This window comes from Ruegeria sp. AB8 (genome assembly GCF_056542605.1).
Window position 1 is genome coordinate 1 of sequence record NZ_JBQGAB010000041.1, and the last position, 19761, is coordinate 19761.

The following is a 19761-nucleotide window of genomic DNA, read 5'->3' on the forward strand; positions in this document are numbered from 1 at the left end:
CCAAAGCGCGGTGCAGGGCCCAAAGCCGCAAGGTGGTTCGGCGCAGCCGGACCGCCGCGGGTGCGGGAGCTTTCGCGCCCTTCAGGTCAGGTCCTTGTAGCTGATCTCACGCGTGCCCGCCCCGGGCCCGGTTTTTGCACGGCGCACGACCAGGCGGTTGAGAGCATGGATATAAGCCTTGGCCGAGGCCACAACAGTGTCGGTATTCGCCGACTGGCCGGTTGCAATCATGCCATCCTCTTCCAGCCGCACCGATACTGTGGCCTGGGCGTCCGTCCCTTCGGTGACCGCATGCACCTGATAGAGCTGCAGATGAGCCTCGTTCGGGAAGATCGCGCGGATCGCCCTGAACGTCGCATCAACCGGGCCGTCACCGTATTCCGTGGCGATGACATCCTTTCCGTCAACCTCCAGTTCAACCGTCGATTCTGCCTGACCTCCGGTGCCGCAGGTGACTTTCATCGACACCAACTGCAGAAAATCGTTGGCTTCGTCATCGTCCAGCGTCATCAGCGCGATGATGTCGTCGTCGAAGACCTCTTTCTTGCGGTCAGCCAGATCCTTGAACCGAACAAAGATATCCTTGAGCTGGTTGTCACCGACCTCATAGCCCAGCGTGTTCAGCTTGTCCCGCAATGCCGCGCGGCCCGAGTGCTTGCCCAAGGGCAGCGAAGTGCCGGACAATCCCACATCCTCAGGGCGCATGATCTCGAAATTGTCGCGGTTTTTCAGCATCCCGTCCTGATGGATACCGCTTTCATGGGCAAAGGCGTTCTTGCCGACAATGGCCTTGTTGAACTGCACGTTGAAGCCCGACACCGTGGCGACCCGGCGCGAGATATGCATGATCTTGGTGGTGTCGATCCCGGTGCGGAACGGCATGATGTCATTGCGGGTCCGCATGGCCATCACAACTTCTTCCAGCGCGGTATTGCCCGCACGTTCGCCAAGGCCGTTGATGGTGCACTCGATCTGACGCGCCCCGCCGATCACGGCCGCCAGAGAGTTCGCGGTCGCCATCCCCAGGTCGTTGTGACAGTGGGTTGCGAACACGACTTCATCTGCGCCGGGAACGGTTTCGATCAGGCGCTTGATCAGATCGGCGGATTCCAGTGGTGCCGTATAACCGACAGTGTCGGGTATGTTGATCGTGGTCGCGCCTGCCTTGATCGCGATCTCGATAACGCGGCACAGGTAATCCCATTCCGTCCGGGTCGCGTCCATTGGCGACCACTGCACATTCTCGCACAGGTTGCGGGCATGGCTGACCGTTTCATGGATCTTTTCCGCCATTTCGTCCTGCGTGAGGTTCGGAATGGCGCGATGCAGCGGAGAGGTGCCGATGAATGTATGAATGCGGTTCTGTTCGGCGTGTTTGATCGCCTCCCAGCAGCGGTCGATATCCGCGAAATTTGCGCGGGCCAGACCGCAGATGCGACTGTTTTTTGAACGTTGGGCGATTTCGGAAACCGCTTTGAAGTCACCCTCAGAGGCGATTGGGAAACCGGCCTCGATGATGTCGACGCCCATGTCGTCCAGCAGCTCGGCGATCTCAAGCTTTTCGTCATGGGTCATGGTGGCGCCGGGGCTTTGCTCGCCGTCGCGCAAAGTGGTGTCAAAGATCAAGACGCGGTCTTGGTCGGTCACGTTGGTCATGGGATTCTCTTTCTTCTTCTGTCCTAAAGCCTACGGCGCGCGGGCGTCCTCCTCTGAGCGGGCGCGCCGAATGGCACGCTCAGAGGCGGATTAGGATCAGTAGGCCACGCAGCGACGCACCGCAAAAAGCGGTGTCGGCATAAGGGATATCTGCGCGGTTGATCATGACTGTGAGGTTATACAGAGCCCGCAAGGAATGAAAAGAACCAATTTGCGATCCTCTGACCGGACCCGGCCTTTTCAGCCGGGCATTGATTCAGACGGGTATCCTTCTAGGTTGGCGCACATGAAATCAGCATTGATCATCGGCTCAAGCGGAGGAATTGGACGCGCCATTTGCAGGCAGCTGGACCTGCAACAGGTCAGCGTGACCGGGTTGTCCCGCTCGGCCGATGGATTTGACATGACGAAACCCGACGCGGTTCACTCCGCGCTGGACAAGCTTCAGGGCCCGTTTGATCTGGTTCTGGTCGCCACTGGCGCGCTTGAGATCGATGGCCACGGGCCGGAAAAGACCATCCGGTCGCTGTCTTCAACGGCGATGATGGACCAGTTCGCGTTGAACGCGGTTGGGCCAGCCCTTGTGCTTAGCCACGCAAATCGGTTGCTGCCTCGGGATCGGCGTTCGGTTTTTGCCATCCTTTCCGCGCGCGTCGGTTCCATCGGGGACAACCGGCTTGGGGGATGGATCAGCTACCGCGCCGCAAAGGCAGCGGTCAATCAGATCACGCGCACCGCTGCAATTGAACTGGAACGCACGCATAAACAGGCGATTTGCGTGGCGCTGCACCCCGGTACGGTCAAAACCGAGTTTACGCGGAAATATCTGGGGCGGCACCCGGCAGTCGAACCGGATGAAGCTGCCCGCAATCTGCTGTCCGTCATCGAAGGATTAATGCCTGCGGATAGCGGCGGCTTTTTTGACTGGGCCGGCGAGCGGATACCCTGGTAGGTAAGGGTCACCCATCCGAAGCGGCCGGTTCCTCAGCGTTTTCCTGCGGAGGTTCATCCGCATCTGTGGCGTCCTGGGATTCGTCAGCCTTTTCCGCCAGCGCACCATTTTCCCAGACACCGGTTTCTTCCAGCCCGTTGGCATATTTCATGGTGCCGTTGCCTTGCCGTTTGTTGTCAACAAAGCTGCCTTCATAAACGTCGCCGGTTGCGTAGGTGGCAATACCATCACCACTGATCTTGCCGTCAATCCAGCCGCCCGTGTAGCTGAACCCGTTTGGCGCTGTGATCGTTCCTTCGCCGTGGCGCTCACCGTTCCGGAAATCACCCTCGTAAACGGTGCCGTCGGCGAAACTGGCCTTGCCCTTGCCGTGCCGTTCGCCGTCAACCCATTCGCCCTCGTATCTGTAGCCGTTGGCAAATGTCAGAACGCCCTGGCCATGGCTGCGGGCATTCTTGAATTGTCCGTTGTAGACGACACCGCTGGGATAGGTCGCCTTGCCGTTGCCTTCGAACACACCGGCGATCCAGTCGCCTTCGTAGATCGTACCGTCCGCAAAAGTGTTCATACCCTTGCCGTGCGGCAGGTCAGCCTGAAAGTCCCCGACATAGGTTGATCCATCCGGATAGATCAACTCACCAAATCCCTCAATCTGGCCTTCGGACCACTCGCCGTTATAGTCGAACCCGTCCGCGCCGAGAAACCGGCCTTTGCCGTGGCGGCGATCATCCACATAGTCGCCTTCATATGTCGCGCCATTCTTGTAGGTCGCCTTGCCTTTTCCTTCGCGCCGACCTTCGACCATGTCCCCTTCGTAGACATCGCCGTTGGCCTGGGTGAGACGGCCCTTGCCGGTGATCAGATCCTGTGACCAGTCCCCCGTGTAGATCATCCCGTCAGAAAGCGTCAGCGTACCCTGGCCATGACGCAGCCCGTTTTCGATATCGCCTTCATAGACGCCGCCTTCGGCGTAAGTTATCCGGCCTTTGCCCTGCTTCACGCCGTCGACCCAATCACCGTCATAGACATAGCCGGCAGGATCCTTGATCATGCCCTTGCCGTGATGGCGGTCATCCTTGAACTCGCCTTCATACCGCATTCCGTTTGCGTATTCGGCGATACCTGTCCCGTTGATGGATCCGCCGGCCCAATCGCCTTCGTAGCTGCCGCCATCGGCAAAAACGATCTTGCCGCGCCCCTCGGGCTGGCCTTTTGCAAACATCCCTTCATAGACCGAGCCATTGGCGTAGCGCGCGATGCCCTTGCCCTTGATCTCGCCTTCGAACCATTCACCGGAATACTCGAAACCGTCCGGCAGGCGATACGTGCCGGTCCCATGACGTAGCCCGTTTTCAAACGTGCCCTCGTAGACGCCGCCAACCTCGTCATCGGCGATGATAACTTCGTCACCCTGCGCGGCCACGTTGACCGCCGTCAGGGCCAAAAGTGAAACGGCTATAGATATGCGAAACAAGTTCATGGGTTTTCACGCCTGGCCGGTCATGCTTTGAATGCGTTCTGTTGCGCAAAACTAAGGCACCACTCAGGGCAGGGCAACGGCTTTTGCCGCATTTGTCTTTTCCTCACGGTGCGATCTGGTAAATGGCAATAGGACAGTCGAGGGCAAGAGGGCAGTATGGCCGACCGTTTCCGCATCACTCTGGCGCAACTCAACCCCGTTGTCGGGGATATCGACGGCAATGCTGACAAAGCCCTTGCCGCCTGGGCACAGGGGCGCGATGCCAAGGCCGATCTGGTGGCGTTGCCCGAAATGTTCATCACCGGGTACAACACGCAGGATCTGATCCTGAAGCCGGTGTTTCACCAAGCGGCCATGGCTGCGGTCGATTCGCTTGCTGAACGCTGCGCCGATGGGCCGGCGCTGGCAATTGGCGGCCCGTGGGTTGAGGATGGCAAACTGTTCAACGCCTATTTGATCCTCAAGGGTGGGCGGATTTCCAGCAAAGTCCTGAAACATCACCTGCCCAATGAAACGGTTTTCGACGAAGTCCGCCTTTATGACGCCGGACCGCTGGGTGGCCCCTATTCGGTGGGCAACACCCGCATCGGCAGCCCGATTTGCGAAGACAGCTGGCACGAGGATGTAACCGAAACGCTGGCAGAAACCGGCGCCGAGTTTCTGCTGATCCCCAACGGATCACCGTATTTCCGCGACAAATACGACATACGCCTGAACCACATGGTGGCGCGCGTTATCGAAACCGGACTGCCGCTGATCTACCTCAACATGGTGGGCGGTCAGGACGACCAGGTTTTTGACGGCGGAACATTCGGCCTGAATCCGGGTGGAGAGCTGGCGTTCCGGATGCCCGTGTTTGATGAAGCGATCACACATATTGATCTGGAACGTAGCGAAGATGGCTGGCGCATTGCACCGGCAGAAATCGTGCCGCAACCGGATGAATGGGAACAGGATTATCGCGCAATGGTTCAGTCCTTGTGCGATTACATGGGGAAAACCGGGTTCGGCAAAGCCCTGCTTGGTCTGTCAGGCGGCATCGATTCCGCTCTGGTGGCGGCAATAGCGGTGGATGCGCTCGGGTCGGAAAACGTGCGCTGCGTGATGTTGCCGTCGGAATATACCAGCCAGGCCTCGCTGGACGACGCCGAGGCCGTCGCAAGGGCGTTAGGCGTGCACTACGATTTTGTTCCGATCTCGGAAAGCCGCGCCGCTGTCACCAATTCGCTCGCCCCGTTGTTTGAAGGTCGAAACGAAGACCTGACCGAAGAGAATGTTCAATCCCGCCTGCGTGGACTTCTGCTGATGGCAATTTCCAACAAGTTTGGCGAGATGCTGCTGACAACCGGCAACAAATCCGAGGTCGCGGTGGGATATGCCACCATTTATGGCGACATGAACGGCGGTTACAATCCGATCAAGGATCTGTACAAGACCCGCGTGTTCGAGACCTGCCGCTGGCGCAATGCCAATCATCGCGACTGGATGATGGGACCGGCGGGTGAGGTCATCCGCCCATCAGTTATCGACAAGCCCCCAACCGCTGAACTGCGCGAGGACCAAAAAGACAGTGACAGCCTGCCCGACTATCCGGTTCTGGATGCCATCCTGGAGATCCTGGTCGACCAGGACGGCTCGATCGCCGATTGCGTGGCGGCAGGTTTTGACGAGGCCGAGGCCCGTCGAGTCGAACATCTGATCTACATCAGCGAGTACAAGCGGTTTCAGTCTGCGCCGGGAACAAGGCTGACCAAACGCGCCTTCTGGTTGGATCGCCGGTATCCCATCGTGAATCGGTGGCGTGACACCGATTGAGTATCGGAACTGACCGTCGCGTTTATGGGTAGAAAACGTTCCCTTAATGGAGCAACGGGAAACAGTCCGGTCAAAACCCACTCCTTTGTTTGCTAAGCTGGTCAGTTTGAACGGTTTTTTGCCGTCCGTTGCCGCTGCAGGCTTGTCCGATTGACAATGTTTTGCCACATTTAAGCTGCAATGCCGCCGCATGTGGGGCGAGTGTGACGCATTCCTGGCAGAACAAGATTTCAGGCGATGTGTTGGATTCAAGTGTGACGCATTGATCTGCGAATGTCTGAGTTAACGGTTTGGTGTTACAATGCATGACGAATATGAAAGGCCGTATTACCCGTATCTGCGTCTAAGGACGATGGAGTCCCCGGCACAGGAATTGGACGAGGCCGAATTGGAGGCCGCAATTGCCGCGGTCATGTGTGAGGAACTCTCGCAAAGCACTCCGTCGCTTCAAACAGTACGTTCCGAGTTTCCGGTGCTGGCTTCGGCTGAAGAGTTTTCGGAGCAGGCTGAACCTCAGCCAACCGGCCTGACGGCGACACTTCGTCAGAAGTGGGCCGAGTTTTCGGGCGCGGCGTAGTCCAGCTCACAGAATTTCGCTGGAAATTTTGGTCTCATTGCTTTCAATTGCGGCTCGAGCTGGAGGGCGCGATCGAAAGCAACTGCGCCACGCCCCCGGATCGCCCCTGATACACCGCGAACGGTCGCCAAATCATGAAGTCTTCGGAAAAAGAGACGGGTGCCCGGCGTCTTGTCACCGCGCCCAGAAGGCCTTCGGCTGTTTGAGCCGTTCGTGATTTCAACGTCATGCCGATTTGCAACCCTCGTTACGTGCCACGGTGCTTTGCAATCGACCTACCGAACTGACAAAAATTCCGTCATTTTGACGGCTTCTGGGTGCGATTCGTCAGATTGGCCCCTATGAAGCGTAACCCCTTTCAGCCATTTTCCACGCAAGACAGTTTTTATGGAGAAACTGATGCCCTGGAATATTTGTGTCATCGGGGCCGGCAAGATCGGGCAGATGATCGCGACGCTTTTGAAAGGGTCGCCGAATTACAGTGTTACCGTTGCGGATCATGACCTGAAAGCCTTGGGCGATATCGCGAAAATAGGCGTTGGCACCAAACAGATCGACGCCACTGACGCGGACGGCATGGCCAAAGAGCTAACGGGATTTGATGCCGTCATTTCGGCAGCACCGTTCTTTCTGACCCCGACCATTGCCAAGGCAGCCAAGGCTGCGGGCGCGCATTATTTCGACCTGACCGAAGATGTCGCCGCAACCCAGGCAGTGCGCGAGCTTGCCGAGGGCAGCCAGACGGCGTTCATGCCGCAGTGCGGCCTGGCACCCGGCTTTGTCGGGATTGCCGGCGCTTCGCTGGCGGCAGAGTTTGACGAGATCGATAGCCTGCATATGCGGGTGGGCGCATTGCCGCTGTATCCGACGAATGCGCTGAAATACAATCTGACCTGGTCAACCGACGGGCTGATCAACGAATACTGCAACCCGTGCGATGCCATCGTGAACGGCAAGCTGGTCAAGACTGCACCGCTGGAAGATTACGAGGTTCTGGGCCATGACGGCGTGGAATACGAGTGCTTCAACACTTCCGGTGGCTTGGGCACTTTGCCGGAAACGCTGGAAGGCAAGGCGCGGGCCGTGTCCTATCGCTCGATCCGCTATCCGGGCCATTGCGACATTCTGAAACTGCTCCTGAACGATCTGGGGCTGGAACGCCGCCGCGATCTGCTGAAAGAGATTTTCGAGGCCGCATTGCCCCGCACCGACCAGGACGTCGTTCTGGTTTACTGCACCGCCAAGGGCAGGATTGACGGGGTGCTGCGCGAGAAGTCTCTGATCAACAAGTCCTTTGCCCGCACCATCAACGGACAGGTCTGGAGCGCCATTCAGGTCACCACCGCCGCAGGTGTTCTGGGCGTAGTCGACCTGATGCGCATCGGCGCACTGTCCGCGAAGGGGTTTGTCCGGCAGGAACAGGTCAAACTTGATGACTTCCTCAACACCGAATTCGGCCAGCTTTATCGCGCTGGTGACGTCACCAAACAGAACAAGGCAGCCTGAGATATGAAAGACATTGTGATGACAGCCCAAACCACGCTTGCGAATTTGGATCTGACCGAGGCCGAACTGAACGGCGGCACGCTCAAGGTGACGTCTCCGATCGATGGCAGCCTGCTGGCCCAAATACACGAGCCACCGGTTGCGGAGATGGACGCTGTTTTTGCCCGCGCGCAATCGGCATTCAAAGCCTGGCGTGTTGTTCCTGCACCGCGCCGCGGCGAGCTTATCCGCCTGCTGGGCGAGGAGCTGCGGGCCGCCAAGGATGATCTGGGCGCTCTGGTCAGCTGGGAAGCTGGCAAGATCACCTCGGAAGGTCTGGGCGAAGTGCAGGAGATGATCGATATCTGCGACTTCGCTGTCGGTCTGTCGCGTCAGCTTTACGGTCTGACCATCGCCTCGGAACGCCCCGGTCACCGGATGATGGAGACATGGCATCCGGCAGGTCCGGTCGGCGTGATCTCGGCCTTCAACTTCCCGGTCGCGGTCTGGTCCTGGAACGCGGCGCTGGCCCTGGTCTGTGGCGATCCGGTGATCTGGAAGCCGTCCGAGAAGACGCCGTTGACCGCCATGGCCTGCCAGAAGATTTTTGAGCGCGCGCTGGCCCGGTTCGGCGATGCGCCTGACGGCCTGCTGCAAACCCTGATCGGGGGCGCCGCGCTGGGTGAAGCGCTGGTGGCCAGCGAGGATGTTCCGGTGATCTCGGCCACAGGTTCGACCCGCATGGGCCGCGCGGTGGCCCCCATCGTGGCGCAACGTTTCGGCAAGTGCATTCTGGAGCTGGGCGGAAACAACGCAATGATCGTTGGCCCTTCGGCCGATCTGGAAATGGCGGTTCGTGCCATCGTGTTCTCGGCTGTTGGCACCGCCGGTCAGCGCTGCACCACCCTGCGTCGCCTGATCGCGCACAACTCGATCCGCGAGGAACTGGTGAGCCGTCTGAAGAAGGCCTATGCCGGTCTGCCCATCGGCAATCCGCTGGCTGAAGGCACCCTGGTCGGCCCGCTGGTAGATGAAGCCTCGGGCGCGGCCATGACCGTAGCGCTGGAGGCCGCAAAAGCCGAGGGTGGAACTGTCTTTGGCGGCAACCGGGTGACCGAAAACGTGCCGGCCGGCGTCTACATGGAGCCCGCTATCGTCGAAATGCCCGGTCAAAGCGCGGTGGTGAAGACCGAAACCTTTGCGCCGATCCTTTATGTCATGGGATATGACGACTTTGCCGAAGCGCTGGACATTCAGAATGATGTGCCGCAGGGCCTGTCATCCTGCGTGTTCACCCTGAACATGCGCGAGGCCGAGCAATTCCTGACTGCGGCAGGATCGGATTGTGGCATCGCCAATGTCAACATCGGACCGTCCGGCGCCGAGATCGGTGGCGCGTTTGGCGGTGAAAAAGAAACCGGCGGCGGGCGCGAAAGTGGCTCGGATGCCTGGAAGGCATACATGCGCCGCCAGACCAACACCGTGAACTACTCGGCCGAACTGCCGCTGGCGCAGGGCGTCAAGTTCGACATTTAGGCTTTCGTCCATTGAGATTGGCCGATCAGCCGATCTGACAGGTCAAAGATACAAAACTGAAATTCCCCCGGGTGCAGATGCTCGGGGGAATTTTGTTTCGAATGGGTTTTGCGGGCTTCTGATCCAATATGCCTGTAATGCGCTTCCGCTACATTCCGGAAAGCCCCGCATTTGTGTTCAACAGAAACTGGCGAAAGATCGGACTGCTCGCCGCGCCAATGCCGCGCGCGTTTTCCCCGACCGCTGCACTTTCAACGACCGGCGGGATCAGCCCCCGCTTGTCCTGGTTGGCCAGATAGCGACGCACCCTTGAAACCAGTTCTTCCCTGACCTCCGGCGGGAATGCCCCATCTATGAAGATTGCCTCGAAATCAATGACAGCACAGATCGAGAGCGCGGCTTTGGCCAATTCCTGAGCTGTCGTGCCAATCCACGGCTCAACATACCGGGAAATGCTGCTCCAATCCTGCGGCTTCTTCCAGAGAATGCCCGGATCGACACCCGCTTCGACCAGCCTGTCCTCAAGCAAAAACAGCGAGGCGGTGTCGATCAACTGCTGGCTTTCGCCCAGGGGGCCGGTGGTGCGCATCGCGCCCAGGGCCCCGGCGTTGCCCTGGTTGCCCTCGAACACCGTGCCATTCAAAGCGACCCCGCCGCCGATCATCGAGCCGATGAAAAAGTAGAAATAGTCGCGGTATTCCGCGCCGCGACCGTAGAGATGTTCGGCGTGACACGCTGCTGTCGCATCGTTGACGACAAAAACAGGCAAACTGCTGAACCTGGCCACCTCGGTAAAGAAGTTTACGTTCTTCCAGGACCGGAACTGTTTGGCCGCCAGCCCCGTCAGGTCATGCCACTTCCAAAGCTCGAACGGGGTGCCAATTCCAATCCCGCAAACGCGGTCCCGCAGTTTCCGGGGCTCATGCACCAAAAGCGTTTCCAGGCCAGCCTCCAGAAACCCGAATACGGCTTCTGGCAGCGGGTAGTCATAAGTGGTGGAAAGCTGGCGGCGCGGCTTGCCTGTAAAGTCGATCAAAAGCAGGTCTGCACTGCGCCGCCCAATCTTCATGCCGACCGAAAGGATGCCTTCCGGGTTCAACTCCATCGGGACCGAAGGCTTGCCAACTTTCCCACGTAAAGGGGTTCCACGTTTGAGAATCTCATCCTTTTCAAGTTTGCGAAGGATGATTGAAACGGTCTGAGGAGAAAGGCCGGTCAACCGGGCAACATCCGCACCCGCTGCCGGTCCATGACGTTGTAAAACCGTCAAAATCAGGCGTTCGTTATGATCGCGAACACCGCTTTGACTTACCCCGCCGGTCAGCATTTTAAGTGCTTCTTTCTCCATAATCCCGAACATAACCACCTTGTTTTCTTATGAAAAGATATCTGATCGAATTAATAAATAAACTTTATTTACTTATTGACATCGAGGCTCGAATCGCGGTTTGTTGAATACGACCTGCATTGGAGGATGGAGGTAGGTCTCGCTGGTGCGCCATGCGGGACGACGATGATTTTATGGGAGGACAACATGAGAAATTTACTCAAGCTTGCCGTATCGGCGACTGCACTCACACTGGCTGCCGCATCTGCGCAAGCGGCCGGTGAGACCGTCTGCCTGATCACCAAGACTGATACCAATCCATTTTTTGTAAAAATGAAGGAGGGTGCGACCGCGAAGGCGGAAGAGCTTGGCATGACCCTGAAGGCTTTTGCCGGCAAAATCGACGGCGACCACGAAACTCAGGTCCAGGCGATTGAAACCTGCATCCTCGATGGCGCCAAGGGAATTCTGCTGACAGCGTCTGACACAAGTTCGATTGTCCCCGCGGTTCAGCAGGCTCGGGACGCTGGTGTTCTTGTGATCGCATTGGATACGCCGCTCAGCCCGATTGACTCGGCGGACGCGACATTTGCGACAGATAACTACAAGGCAGGCCTGCTGATCGGGCAATGGGCGAAGGCCAAAATGGGTGATGCAGCAGCGGACGCCAAAATCGCGACGCTTGATCTGAATGTCAGCCAGCCGACCGTGGACGTTCTGCGCAATCAGGGCTTCCTCGACGGGTTCGGAGTGGAATTGGCGGATCCAAATGTTATCGGCGATGAAACAGACGCACGGCTGGTCGGCAGCGACGTGACCGACGGAAACGAAGAAGGTGGACGCCGTGCCATGGAAAACCTTCTGGCCAAGGATTCAACGATCAACGTGGTTCACACGATCAATGAACCGGCGGCGGCGGGTGCCTATGAGGCTCTGAAATCCATCGGGCGTGAAAACGACGTGTTGATCGTTTCGGTCGATGGCGGCTGCCCCGGCGTACAAAACGTTGAGGCCGGAGTGATTGGTGCCACAAGCCAGCAATACCCCTTGCTGATGGCGTCGCTTGGTGTTGAGGCCGTGAAGAAATGGGCCGACGAGGGCGTGAAGCCAGAAAACACACCCGGTAAAGACTTCTACGATACCGGCGTTGCGCTGATTACCGATCAGCCCGTTGATGGTGTGGAATCGATTTCGGTCGCTGAAGGCTTGGAGCTCTGCTGGGGCTAAGCGCAGGCCTGTTGGATGAGGCGCGCCGAAGCGCCTCATCATTCCTTTCGCCAGCAAACCGAAACTTCCTGTACACTAATCTCGTGGGCGGCATGACGCCCACGAAAAGGGGGAGATATGTCCGAAGCAAACCAAAGCGCCCAGGGATTTGAATCCGCAGCCAGCAAAACAGAAACTGTTGCGACTTTTGAGGATCATCGCCACGGCGTTCTGGGGAAGTTGCAGCATCTTCTGCATGTTAACCCGTCCTTTGTGCCGCTAATCGTCCTGGTCGGTGCGATTTTGATTTTCGGACTGCTTTTGGGCTCAAAGTTCTTTTCGCCCTTCGCGATGACCCTGATCCTTCAGCAGGTGCAGATCGTCGGCATCGTGGCCGCAGCGCAAAGCCTGGTCATTCTGACCGCTGGCATCGATCTGAGCGTTGGCGCGATCATGGTGTTTTCTTCTGTCATCATGGGGCAGTTTTCCTTCCGATACGGCATTCCGGTGCCAATTGCCGTTATGTGCGGACTGGCCGCCGGAACCATGATCGGAGCGCTCAATGGCTGGCTTGTCAGTCGCGTCAAGCTTCCCCCCTTCATCGTCACGCTTGGAATGTGGCAGATCGTTCTGGCCACAAATTTCCTGTATTCCGCGAACGAAACCATTCGCAGTCAGGACATCGAGGCAAACGCCCCCTTCCTTCAGTTCTTCGGCACCAAGTTCAGCATCGGTGGAGCAACCTTCACCGTTGGCGTCATATTCATGCTCGTGCTGATCTTTGTGTTGGCCTACGCGCTCAAACACACGGCCTGGGGCCGACATGTCTACGCAGTGGGGGACGATCCAGAAGCCGCAGAACTATCAGGGGTCAATGTCCACAGAACTTTGATGTCGGTCTACATGTTGTCCGGTCTGATCTGTGCATTCGCTGGCTGGGCTCTGATCGGGCGCATCGGATCGGTCTCGCCGACATCCGGGCAATTGGCCAACATCGAAAGCATCACCGCGGTTGTGATCGGGGGTATCTCGCTGTTTGGGGGGCGCGGTTCAATTCTGGGGTCCCTGTTTGGTGCCCTGATCGTCGGCGTCTTCACGCTTGGCCTCAGGCTACTGGGCGCGGACGCGCAGTGGACCTTCCTGCTTATCGGACTTCTCATCATCGCGGCGGTCGCGGTTGACCAATGGATCAGAAAGGTATCGGGCTGATGTCAGACACAACTCCAGTCGTCCAGGGCCGCGGGATCGTAAAACGCTATGGCCACGTAACCGCCATCGACCATTCCGATTTTGAGCTGCGTCAGGGCGAAATCCTGGCGGTCATCGGGGATAACGGCGCGGGCAAATCATCCATCGTCAAGGCAATCTGCGGCGCAACGATCCCGGATGAGGGCGATATCCTGATAGAGGGGAAGAAGGTCAACTTCACCTCTCCGATTGATGCGAGGAACATGGGGATCGAGATCGTCTACCAACAACTTGCGATGTCCCCTGCCCTTTCGATTGCGGATAACATGTTCATGGGCCGCGAGATCCGCAAACAGGGCTTCATGGGAAAATACCTGCGTCAGCTCGACCGGCCAGCCATGGAGAAGTTCGCGCGTGACAAACTGACCGAGCTTGGTTTGATGACCGTTCAATCGATCAATCAGGCAATCGAAACCCTGTCCGGAGGCCAGCGCCAGGGCGTGGCCGTTGCCCGTGCCGCTGCGTTTGCGACCAAGTTCATCATCATGGACGAGCCAACAGCCGCACTGGGCGTGAAAGAAAGCCGCAAGGTGCTTGAACTCATCCAGGATGTTCGGGCGCGGGGCATTCCGATCATCCTAATCAGCCACAACATGCCCCATGTCTTCGAAGTCGCCGATCGTATTCACGTACACAGGTTGGGCAAACGGCTTTGCACAATCGATCCCAAGGACTACACGATGTCCGACGCCGTGGCTTTCATGACCGGCGCCAAGGAACCCCCGAAAGAGGACGCCGCGTGATCGAGCAGGACGTAAAACACGTTTGCGACCTGATCGCCGCCCGACGGCAGGCCGGTGTCCGGATGATTGTCGCAATCGCCGGCCCCCCTGCATCCGGAAAATCGACCCTGGCGGAGGCCGTCGTTCAATCGCTCAATACTGATCAGGGCTCGGGGGTTCCACACGCAACGCTGGTGCCCATGGACGGTTATCATCTGGACAACCGCGTCCTTGAAGCACGGGGACTACTGGCAAAAAAAGGGGCCTCGGAAACCTTCGATGCGGTTGGATTTTGCAAGGCGATCAAGGACTTGCAGTCCGCGCAGCATGAGGTCTTTCACCCAAAATTCGACAGGCAGATGGATCTGGCGATTGCAAACGCGATTGCCGTTCATCCAGAAACTCCGATTGTCGTCGTTGAGGGGAACTACCTTCTGATGGACAGTGATCCCTGGAATGCATTGGCGGATGTCTTTGCCCTGACGGTTTTTGTCAGCCCGACATTGGAAGAACTCGAAAGCAGACTGCAACAACGGTGGATCAAACACGGCCTCGACCCGGTAACGGCACTGCAACGCGCAACCGGGAACGACCTGCCCAACGCCGAACTGGTTCTTGGAAAAAGTCGGAAGGCCGATCTGGTCCTAAATCAGAACTATACCGAATTCGGCGTGCGCTACGCGTTCTGAACCGCCGAGTAGTCAAACCAAAAAGATGCGCCAGATCCTCTCTTAGATCACGCCCCCAACGGCCCCAAAACCCCTGCCGATGGACCGTTTAAAAATACTTCAATGAATGGAAATCGGTCGGTCAGTCGATCCTGTGAAGCGGCATCCTGATATCGAGCAGCAATCAACCAAGCATCCATCTCGGTCGCGAGATTTGGTGGGTGTTAAGGTACCACGGCCCTTCTGTTCTAAAAAACTAATAGACTAGCTCGTCAGAGGACGTTCCATGAAATAGACATACGGCTGCCATTCGTTGGGAAATTCGTCGGGATGTGGTGCGTCCACAAAGCCTGCAGCTTCATACATTGACCGGGCGTGTGTGAGAAACTTCGCCGACGAAAAACGCACACGTTGATAACCGTCTTCGATCAATTGCTCGAACATGTGATCCAAGAGCTGGCGACCAAATCCAAAGCCACGACCATTGTCGTTCACGAACATGCGGTTAAACTCGGCAACTCCGGGACGCGCCTCGTTGTACATCACGCATCCAACCGGTTGATCATCGAGCAACGCGAGAAGAATGCCGCCATGTGGTCTGGCATGTAGAGAGGGGAGATCGTCCAGTATTGCCTGAAACCGGGCCGGGTCCATCGGGTTTCCTTTGGTTGGCCAGTCGGTTGGGTAGTTTTTCCAATGCCAGTCCAACCACTGTTGGCACAAGTCGCGGACTTGTTCGAATTCGGCCTCAGTCGATGCCATTCGTATCAAGACTTCCATTGTTTCAGCTTACCCACCTAAGTCTGTTGGAACACGGTCAATATGAGCCAAGCGCTCTCGCATAGTTCTTTACGCCGATCAGGAGTAAGGATTTCTGACTGAGCGGTCCGCGGACAGGCTCTGCTGATCCCTTCGCACCAGAAGCTCAATGGCGTCAGCGAGATGTTCCTTATCGATATGGTGATCTCCGCGAGCCACCCGGATGCGGTGCGCTTCTATCATAACGTCGGCGTGTCGGCAGCCTTCGGGTGGCTCAAATCGGTACGAGGCCAATTCGATCCGCAGCCCGAGCGGATCACGAAAGTAAATCGAATCCATGAATCCGCGATCGACAGGACCGGTATGCGCGACGCCGCGCGCATCAAGCCTGGCCGGAACCTGCCAGAATGTCGCTTGGCTTACATTCAGGGCAAGGTGGTGCAGTGACCCGGTGTCTTCGGGAACAATGGTTGGGTCACGCTTGCGGTCCTCATTTGTGAAGACGGTAATCAATCGACCGTCACCGGGATCGAAGTAAAGATGCCCCTCATTCGGATTGTCGAGGTTCGGTTGATCGAATACAAACGGCATACCCAACACACCTTCCCAAAAGTCGATCGAGGTTTGCCGATCCGCTCCGACAAGCGTGATATGGTGAACTCCCTGGGTTTGGATTTTTCGCAGTTCGTCGCTCTTTTCCATTGCCGTTACCACCCTGTTTTGACTTTAGTTATCATACAACGGCGGAACGCCAGAACGAACCATCGGTTTCGTCCGCAAACCAGACCTTGGCTTTTTGTAAATTTGGACCCGCTGTCGGTACTTGAGCGGACGCTCGACGGACACCTGAACAAATGAACGGTGACATTACCGGACTATATGTCACTCGCAGGAAAGCGTCCGGTTGCTCAGGCGGCATCGATTTAGTGCGTTTCCTTTTGCGTCAATCGCCTCCATCGACCAACTGTCTCCAACCTCTCTGGTCAACATCAGGAAGCCGAAATCACTGTTGTTGACCACAAGACTTGCCAGGCTTCCGGCGACTTCAACATTGGTCAAAGCCCCTGTTGGCATTTGATCCAGCTGTGTCCCGCCGTTGCCGCTTATCCCCTGCACCGGCCCATCTGCCAAATCGATTGCCTGAAACGCGTGAATATGGCCAGACAGGACAAGGTTCAATGGTTCTGGCATGGCCTCGCCAAATGCCGCGCGCTGCGTGTCGTCGCCATCGATCAGTTCACCGAAGGCACGCATGTTTACCCAAAGTGGGCGATGAGTGAGAAACCAGGTTTCGCCACTGATGTTTGCAAACAAATCCCCGGCCATTCGACCATATTCGGGCAACAGATCGGGGCTGCTTTGTGGTGCGGGACCGGTGGACGAGTCGAATGCGATCAGATCAAACCCGTCGACAGAGGCTACCCAGGGTTCAGTCACAGCCGGACAATCATCCGGAACGAAACCAGGTGCAAAATACCGGAACCACCCTTTGTCGCCGCGTCCGCAACTTTCGTGATTGCCTCTGACAAATATGAAGGGGGCAAGAGCGAAAAGGGTTTCGGCCGGGTCCAACCAATCTGCAGACCAGGCCCGGAAATTGTCACCAAAAGGGGAACCACCGCACTTTTCCGGGTCTGGGCAATCGCTTGATCGGTACAGGTAATCGCCAACGTGGATGATCAGATCCGGTGATCTGGATGCAATTTCTGCCGCAATCGATTCCAATGGCCAGGCAACCGGGTCATTGCAGGCCTGAGCGCTGCCGCCCCGAATGCGGCAGCCGGTATCTCCAATCACGACAATCCGCTGGACGCTTGGATTTAGAATTGGCAGCGCGTTTCCCTCAAGCATTATCTGTTGCGCCCTTTTTGGCGCGCGATGCTCGCAAACGGTTTCCGGGAACTGGCTAACTGGCAGCGCCCTTTTTTTCATGGCGACAGAATGGCCGTCGATTTGCAAAATAGGGCAGTCAGGCGATGTAGAGGTTGCGCGTACAACAACTTCGTCATCGGGCCCAAGCTGGACCCAATGATGCACAACATCAGCGACAGAAGACGCAGCGCCGAAACAAAGCAAACTCAATGCCGCGAAAACGAGTGAACCGGTCCTGACCAACACGCGGGTACCTCTTTCGAAGAATGTCACAAATCTACGGTCGGGCCCTTGAAAGTCCAGTGTACATGAAATCCTGCTGATGCTGGTCGGAAGGAAATCCCGTAAAGCTGCGATGTGGATTGCATCCAGTAACCGAGCCCCAAAGTTTGTGACAATAGCGGAAAACACATCTTTGGAAATGAAAGGCTGCTGTGCCTGCAACTTGCGGTTTCCACACTTTTTTGATTGATGGCCGCCGCAAACCAAAAGCATTCCATTTACGTTCTACATTGCAGCCACTTCGAAGCAACAACTGCCGTGGTCTTGGCCCCCTTTGACACAAATGAAAATTACTTGTGTGATCAGGCGGTACGGCGGCAAAACGATCTGGAGGAGTGAGTTCTGATGTCAGTGGGAGTAAAAGTCGTAGCGTTCGTGTTAGCTGCGGGTAGCGTAAGTGCGCAAGACAACCGGATAGTCCACGATGGTGAGTTCGCATATCTGCGTGCCCAATTTGGCGAGCAGTGGGACGCGCAGGACGTTGAGATCGACGCCCGCCTCGAGGAGTTGCGCGAGGCAAACGGCGATGCACCTCCTAACATCCTCTACGTCCTGATAGACGATGTGAGCTTTGGCCTAATGGGCAATCGGGCCATGAATTATGTTGCGGGTTTCGACACGCCCAACATCAACCAATTCGCTGAAGAAAGCCTTTCTTTGATGCGAATGTACACCGAGCCTTCATGCACACCCACGCGCACAGCTTTCCTGACCGGACGTCACCCCGTGCGTGCCGGTCAGGAAGAGGTGAAGGTTGCTCTTGTCGGAGAAGGCCTTTCGTCCGAGGAAGTGACGCTCCCCGAGGTGCTCAAACAAGCTGGTTACAATACCGCACATGTCGGGAAATGGCATCAGGGCGATATCGAGCAATCCTTCCCTCATAATCAGGGATTTGATGTCGCCTTCTTTCCCGTCCACCAGCAAGTGCAACTCAGTTTGATGACACGCGAGGCTATGGTGGCCAACAATATGCTGGGCTTCCATTCCTCGGGGCAGTCCAATCAGTTTGCGATCGATGAGCGTTTCAAGCCGTACGGTCTGGTGACCGGTCTGGAGGCCGAGGCGGGTGGATTGGCGCGTGAGGTCGACATCGAGGCCGGCGAGGAATGGACCCAGGCACATTACGAGCGGATGAACGAACGCTACCAGCAGCAAATACTTGAACAACTGGAACGATTGGCTGGCCAGGATGCGCCGTTCTTCCTGCAATACTGGCCGCTGTATCCCCTGAACTTTGTCTACTCAGACCAACAACGGACCAGAAACGGCGGATTCATGGCCGACAAGATGGAGGTCATCGATGATTGGTTTGGCGAGGTGATCGCCAAGGTGGATGAACTCGGTATCGCTGAAAACACCCTGATCGTCTTCATGGCCGACAATGGGATTTTCAAACAATACTCTCCGAATTCAGGAATGCAGCAATTGATCTATCGCGGCGGAAAAGCCGAACATCTGGAGGGCGGCGTTCGGGTCGACGCCTTTGTCCGCTGGCCCGGTGCGATTGAGGAAGGCAGTTATGCGGGCGATATCGTGCACGTATCAGACCTTTTCACCACCTTGGCCAGAATTGGTGGCGCCAGCGCCTTCATTCCGCGCGACCGCATTATTGACGGCATCGATCAAACTGCGTTGTTCCTGGAGGGAGAAGGAAACTCGCGCAGGGATTATGTCTACATCTACGAGGGCCCGGTTCTTCGCTCTGTTGTGAAGCAGGAATTCAAGATGCACATGCCACCGCCCGGTGTTCCCGGCGCGGCAGCACCGGTCTTCAATCTCCTGCGCGACCCACGGGAAGAGATGCCGGACATTGGAGGCTCGCTTTGGTCTGGTGCGTCCTTTCAGGACATGGTCAAGCGCCATCAGAAAATGATCGCAAAATACCCGCACCTGCCACTCGGCAAAGGCGTTCCCTATGAGGGAATTGAAAACCTGCGCCCGGAAAGCGAACTGGCCCGCGAGGTCTTCGCAAGCTGGCAATGACGTTCATTCCAGGTGATCGCCCAGGCGTTCGTCTGGTATCGCTAGCCCATTTGCCAACGGACATTGGTCCTGGGCAACATCGGTTGCCGGACATCTCAGCCTTCTGGAGTATACCAGATTGGCGAAGTGTAAGCGCGCTCCTGTGTTGAGGTAGGCACATCTGCGGGCAGTTCGTCCCCGAACCGAACGGCAT

At 57.1% G+C, this 19761-nt stretch carries 17 protein-coding genes; 10 read left to right on the forward strand and 7 right to left on the reverse strand.

Annotated features, from left to right (window positions below):
- Positions 1–81: 81 nt before the first annotated feature.
- Positions 82–1656, reverse strand: a complete 1575-nt coding sequence (locus ACR0CG_RS22460) for a 2-isopropylmalate synthase (RefSeq protein ID WP_480527642.1) — start codon at positions 1654–1656, stop codon at positions 82–84.
- 286 nt (positions 1657–1942) lie between these two features.
- On the opposite strand from ACR0CG_RS22460, the gene ACR0CG_RS22465 reads away from it, so the two are divergent.
- On the forward strand, positions 1943–2608 hold the full coding sequence (locus ACR0CG_RS22465) for an SDR family NAD(P)-dependent oxidoreductase (protein ID WP_480527644.1): 666 nt from the start codon (positions 1943–1945) through the stop codon (positions 2606–2608).
- A gap of 7 nt (positions 2609–2615) precedes the next feature.
- On the opposite strand, the gene ACR0CG_RS22470 is transcribed toward ACR0CG_RS22465, so the two are convergent.
- Complete coding sequence (locus ACR0CG_RS22470) at positions 2616–4088, reverse strand: MORN repeat-containing protein (protein ID WP_480527646.1); 1473 nt, start codon at positions 4086–4088, stop codon at positions 2616–2618.
- A gap of 156 nt (positions 4089–4244) precedes the next feature.
- Between ACR0CG_RS22470 and ACR0CG_RS22475 the strand changes: the two genes are divergently transcribed.
- The 4 genes from ACR0CG_RS22475 (at position 4245) to amaB (ending at position 9501) form a co-directional block, all read left to right on the forward strand.
- A complete protein-coding gene (locus ACR0CG_RS22475; RefSeq protein ID WP_480527648.1) occupies positions 4245–5903 on the forward strand; it encodes an NAD+ synthase in 1659 nt (552 codons plus the stop codon).
- A gap of 301 nt (positions 5904–6204) precedes the next feature.
- On the forward strand, positions 6205–6480 hold the full coding sequence (locus ACR0CG_RS22480; protein ID WP_480527650.1) for a hypothetical protein: 276 nt from the start codon (positions 6205–6207) through the stop codon (positions 6478–6480).
- Between the two features lie 399 nt (positions 6481–6879).
- A complete protein-coding gene (locus ACR0CG_RS22485) occupies positions 6880–7986 on the forward strand; it encodes a saccharopine dehydrogenase family protein (protein ID WP_480527652.1) in 1107 nt (368 codons plus the stop codon).
- An 18-nt stretch (positions 7987–8004) separates the two neighbouring features.
- Positions 8005–9501, forward strand: coding sequence for an L-piperidine-6-carboxylate dehydrogenase (gene amaB, locus ACR0CG_RS22490; RefSeq protein ID WP_480527654.1), 1497 nt, complete (start codon positions 8005–8007; stop codon positions 9499–9501).
- Between the two features lie 148 nt (positions 9502–9649).
- Here amaB and ACR0CG_RS22495 read toward each other — a convergent pair whose 3' ends face one another.
- A complete protein-coding gene (locus tag ACR0CG_RS22495; RefSeq protein ID WP_480527668.1) occupies positions 9650–10849 on the reverse strand; it encodes an ROK family transcriptional regulator in 1200 nt (399 codons plus the stop codon).
- 186 nt (positions 10850–11035) lie between these two features.
- On the opposite strand from ACR0CG_RS22495, the gene ACR0CG_RS22500 reads away from it, so the two are divergent.
- From ACR0CG_RS22500 to ACR0CG_RS22515, 4 genes are all read left to right on the forward strand, one after another.
- Complete coding sequence (locus tag ACR0CG_RS22500) at positions 11036–12055, forward strand: substrate-binding domain-containing protein (protein ID WP_480527656.1); 1020 nt, start codon at positions 11036–11038, stop codon at positions 12053–12055.
- Positions 12056–12172: 117 nt separating this feature from the next.
- Positions 12173–13243, forward strand: coding sequence for an ABC transporter permease (locus ACR0CG_RS22505; protein ID WP_170615753.1), 1071 nt, complete (start codon positions 12173–12175; stop codon positions 13241–13243).
- Complete coding sequence (locus ACR0CG_RS22510) at positions 13219–14025, forward strand: ATP-binding cassette domain-containing protein (protein WP_480527658.1); 807 nt, start codon at positions 13219–13221, stop codon at positions 14023–14025. The genes ACR0CG_RS22505 and ACR0CG_RS22510 overlap by 25 nt, the downstream gene beginning before the upstream one ends.
- Positions 14022–14693 carry a nucleoside triphosphate hydrolase gene (locus ACR0CG_RS22515; protein WP_480527660.1) on the forward strand — a complete coding sequence of 224 codons (672 nt, stop codon included), beginning with the start codon at positions 14022–14024 and terminating at the stop codon, positions 14691–14693. The genes ACR0CG_RS22510 and ACR0CG_RS22515 overlap by 4 nt, the downstream gene beginning before the upstream one ends.
- A 243-nt stretch (positions 14694–14936) precedes the next feature.
- Here the strand turns inward: ACR0CG_RS22515 and ACR0CG_RS22520 are convergent, their stop codons facing one another.
- The 3 genes from ACR0CG_RS22520 to ACR0CG_RS22530 form a co-directional block, all read right to left on the reverse strand.
- Positions 14937–15434, reverse strand: coding sequence for a GNAT family N-acetyltransferase (locus ACR0CG_RS22520; RefSeq protein ID WP_480527662.1), 498 nt, complete (start codon positions 15432–15434; stop codon positions 14937–14939).
- Positions 15435–15530: 96 nt separating this feature from the next.
- Entirely contained in the window at positions 15531–16115 is a 585-nt protein-coding gene (locus ACR0CG_RS22525; protein ID WP_480527670.1) for a VOC family protein, read from the reverse strand.
- Positions 16116–16313: 198 nt separating this feature from the next.
- On the reverse strand, positions 16314–17282 hold the full coding sequence (locus ACR0CG_RS22530) for a metallophosphoesterase (RefSeq protein ID WP_480527664.1): 969 nt from the start codon (positions 17280–17282) through the stop codon (positions 16314–16316).
- A 648-nt stretch (positions 17283–17930) separates the two neighbouring features.
- Here ACR0CG_RS22530 and ACR0CG_RS22535 point away from each other — a divergent pair.
- The gene (locus ACR0CG_RS22535) at positions 17931–19568 is read left to right on the forward strand and encodes a sulfatase-like hydrolase/transferase (protein WP_480527666.1); all 1638 of its coding nucleotides are present in this window, start codon (positions 17931–17933) and stop codon (positions 19566–19568) included.
- A 95-nt stretch (positions 19569–19663) separates the two neighbouring features.
- Here the strand turns inward: ACR0CG_RS22535 and ACR0CG_RS22540 are convergent.
- Positions 19664–19761, reverse strand: a 98-nt coding sequence (locus ACR0CG_RS22540) for a DUF3604 domain-containing protein (protein ID WP_480523828.1), incomplete at its 5' end; no start/stop codon positions are given.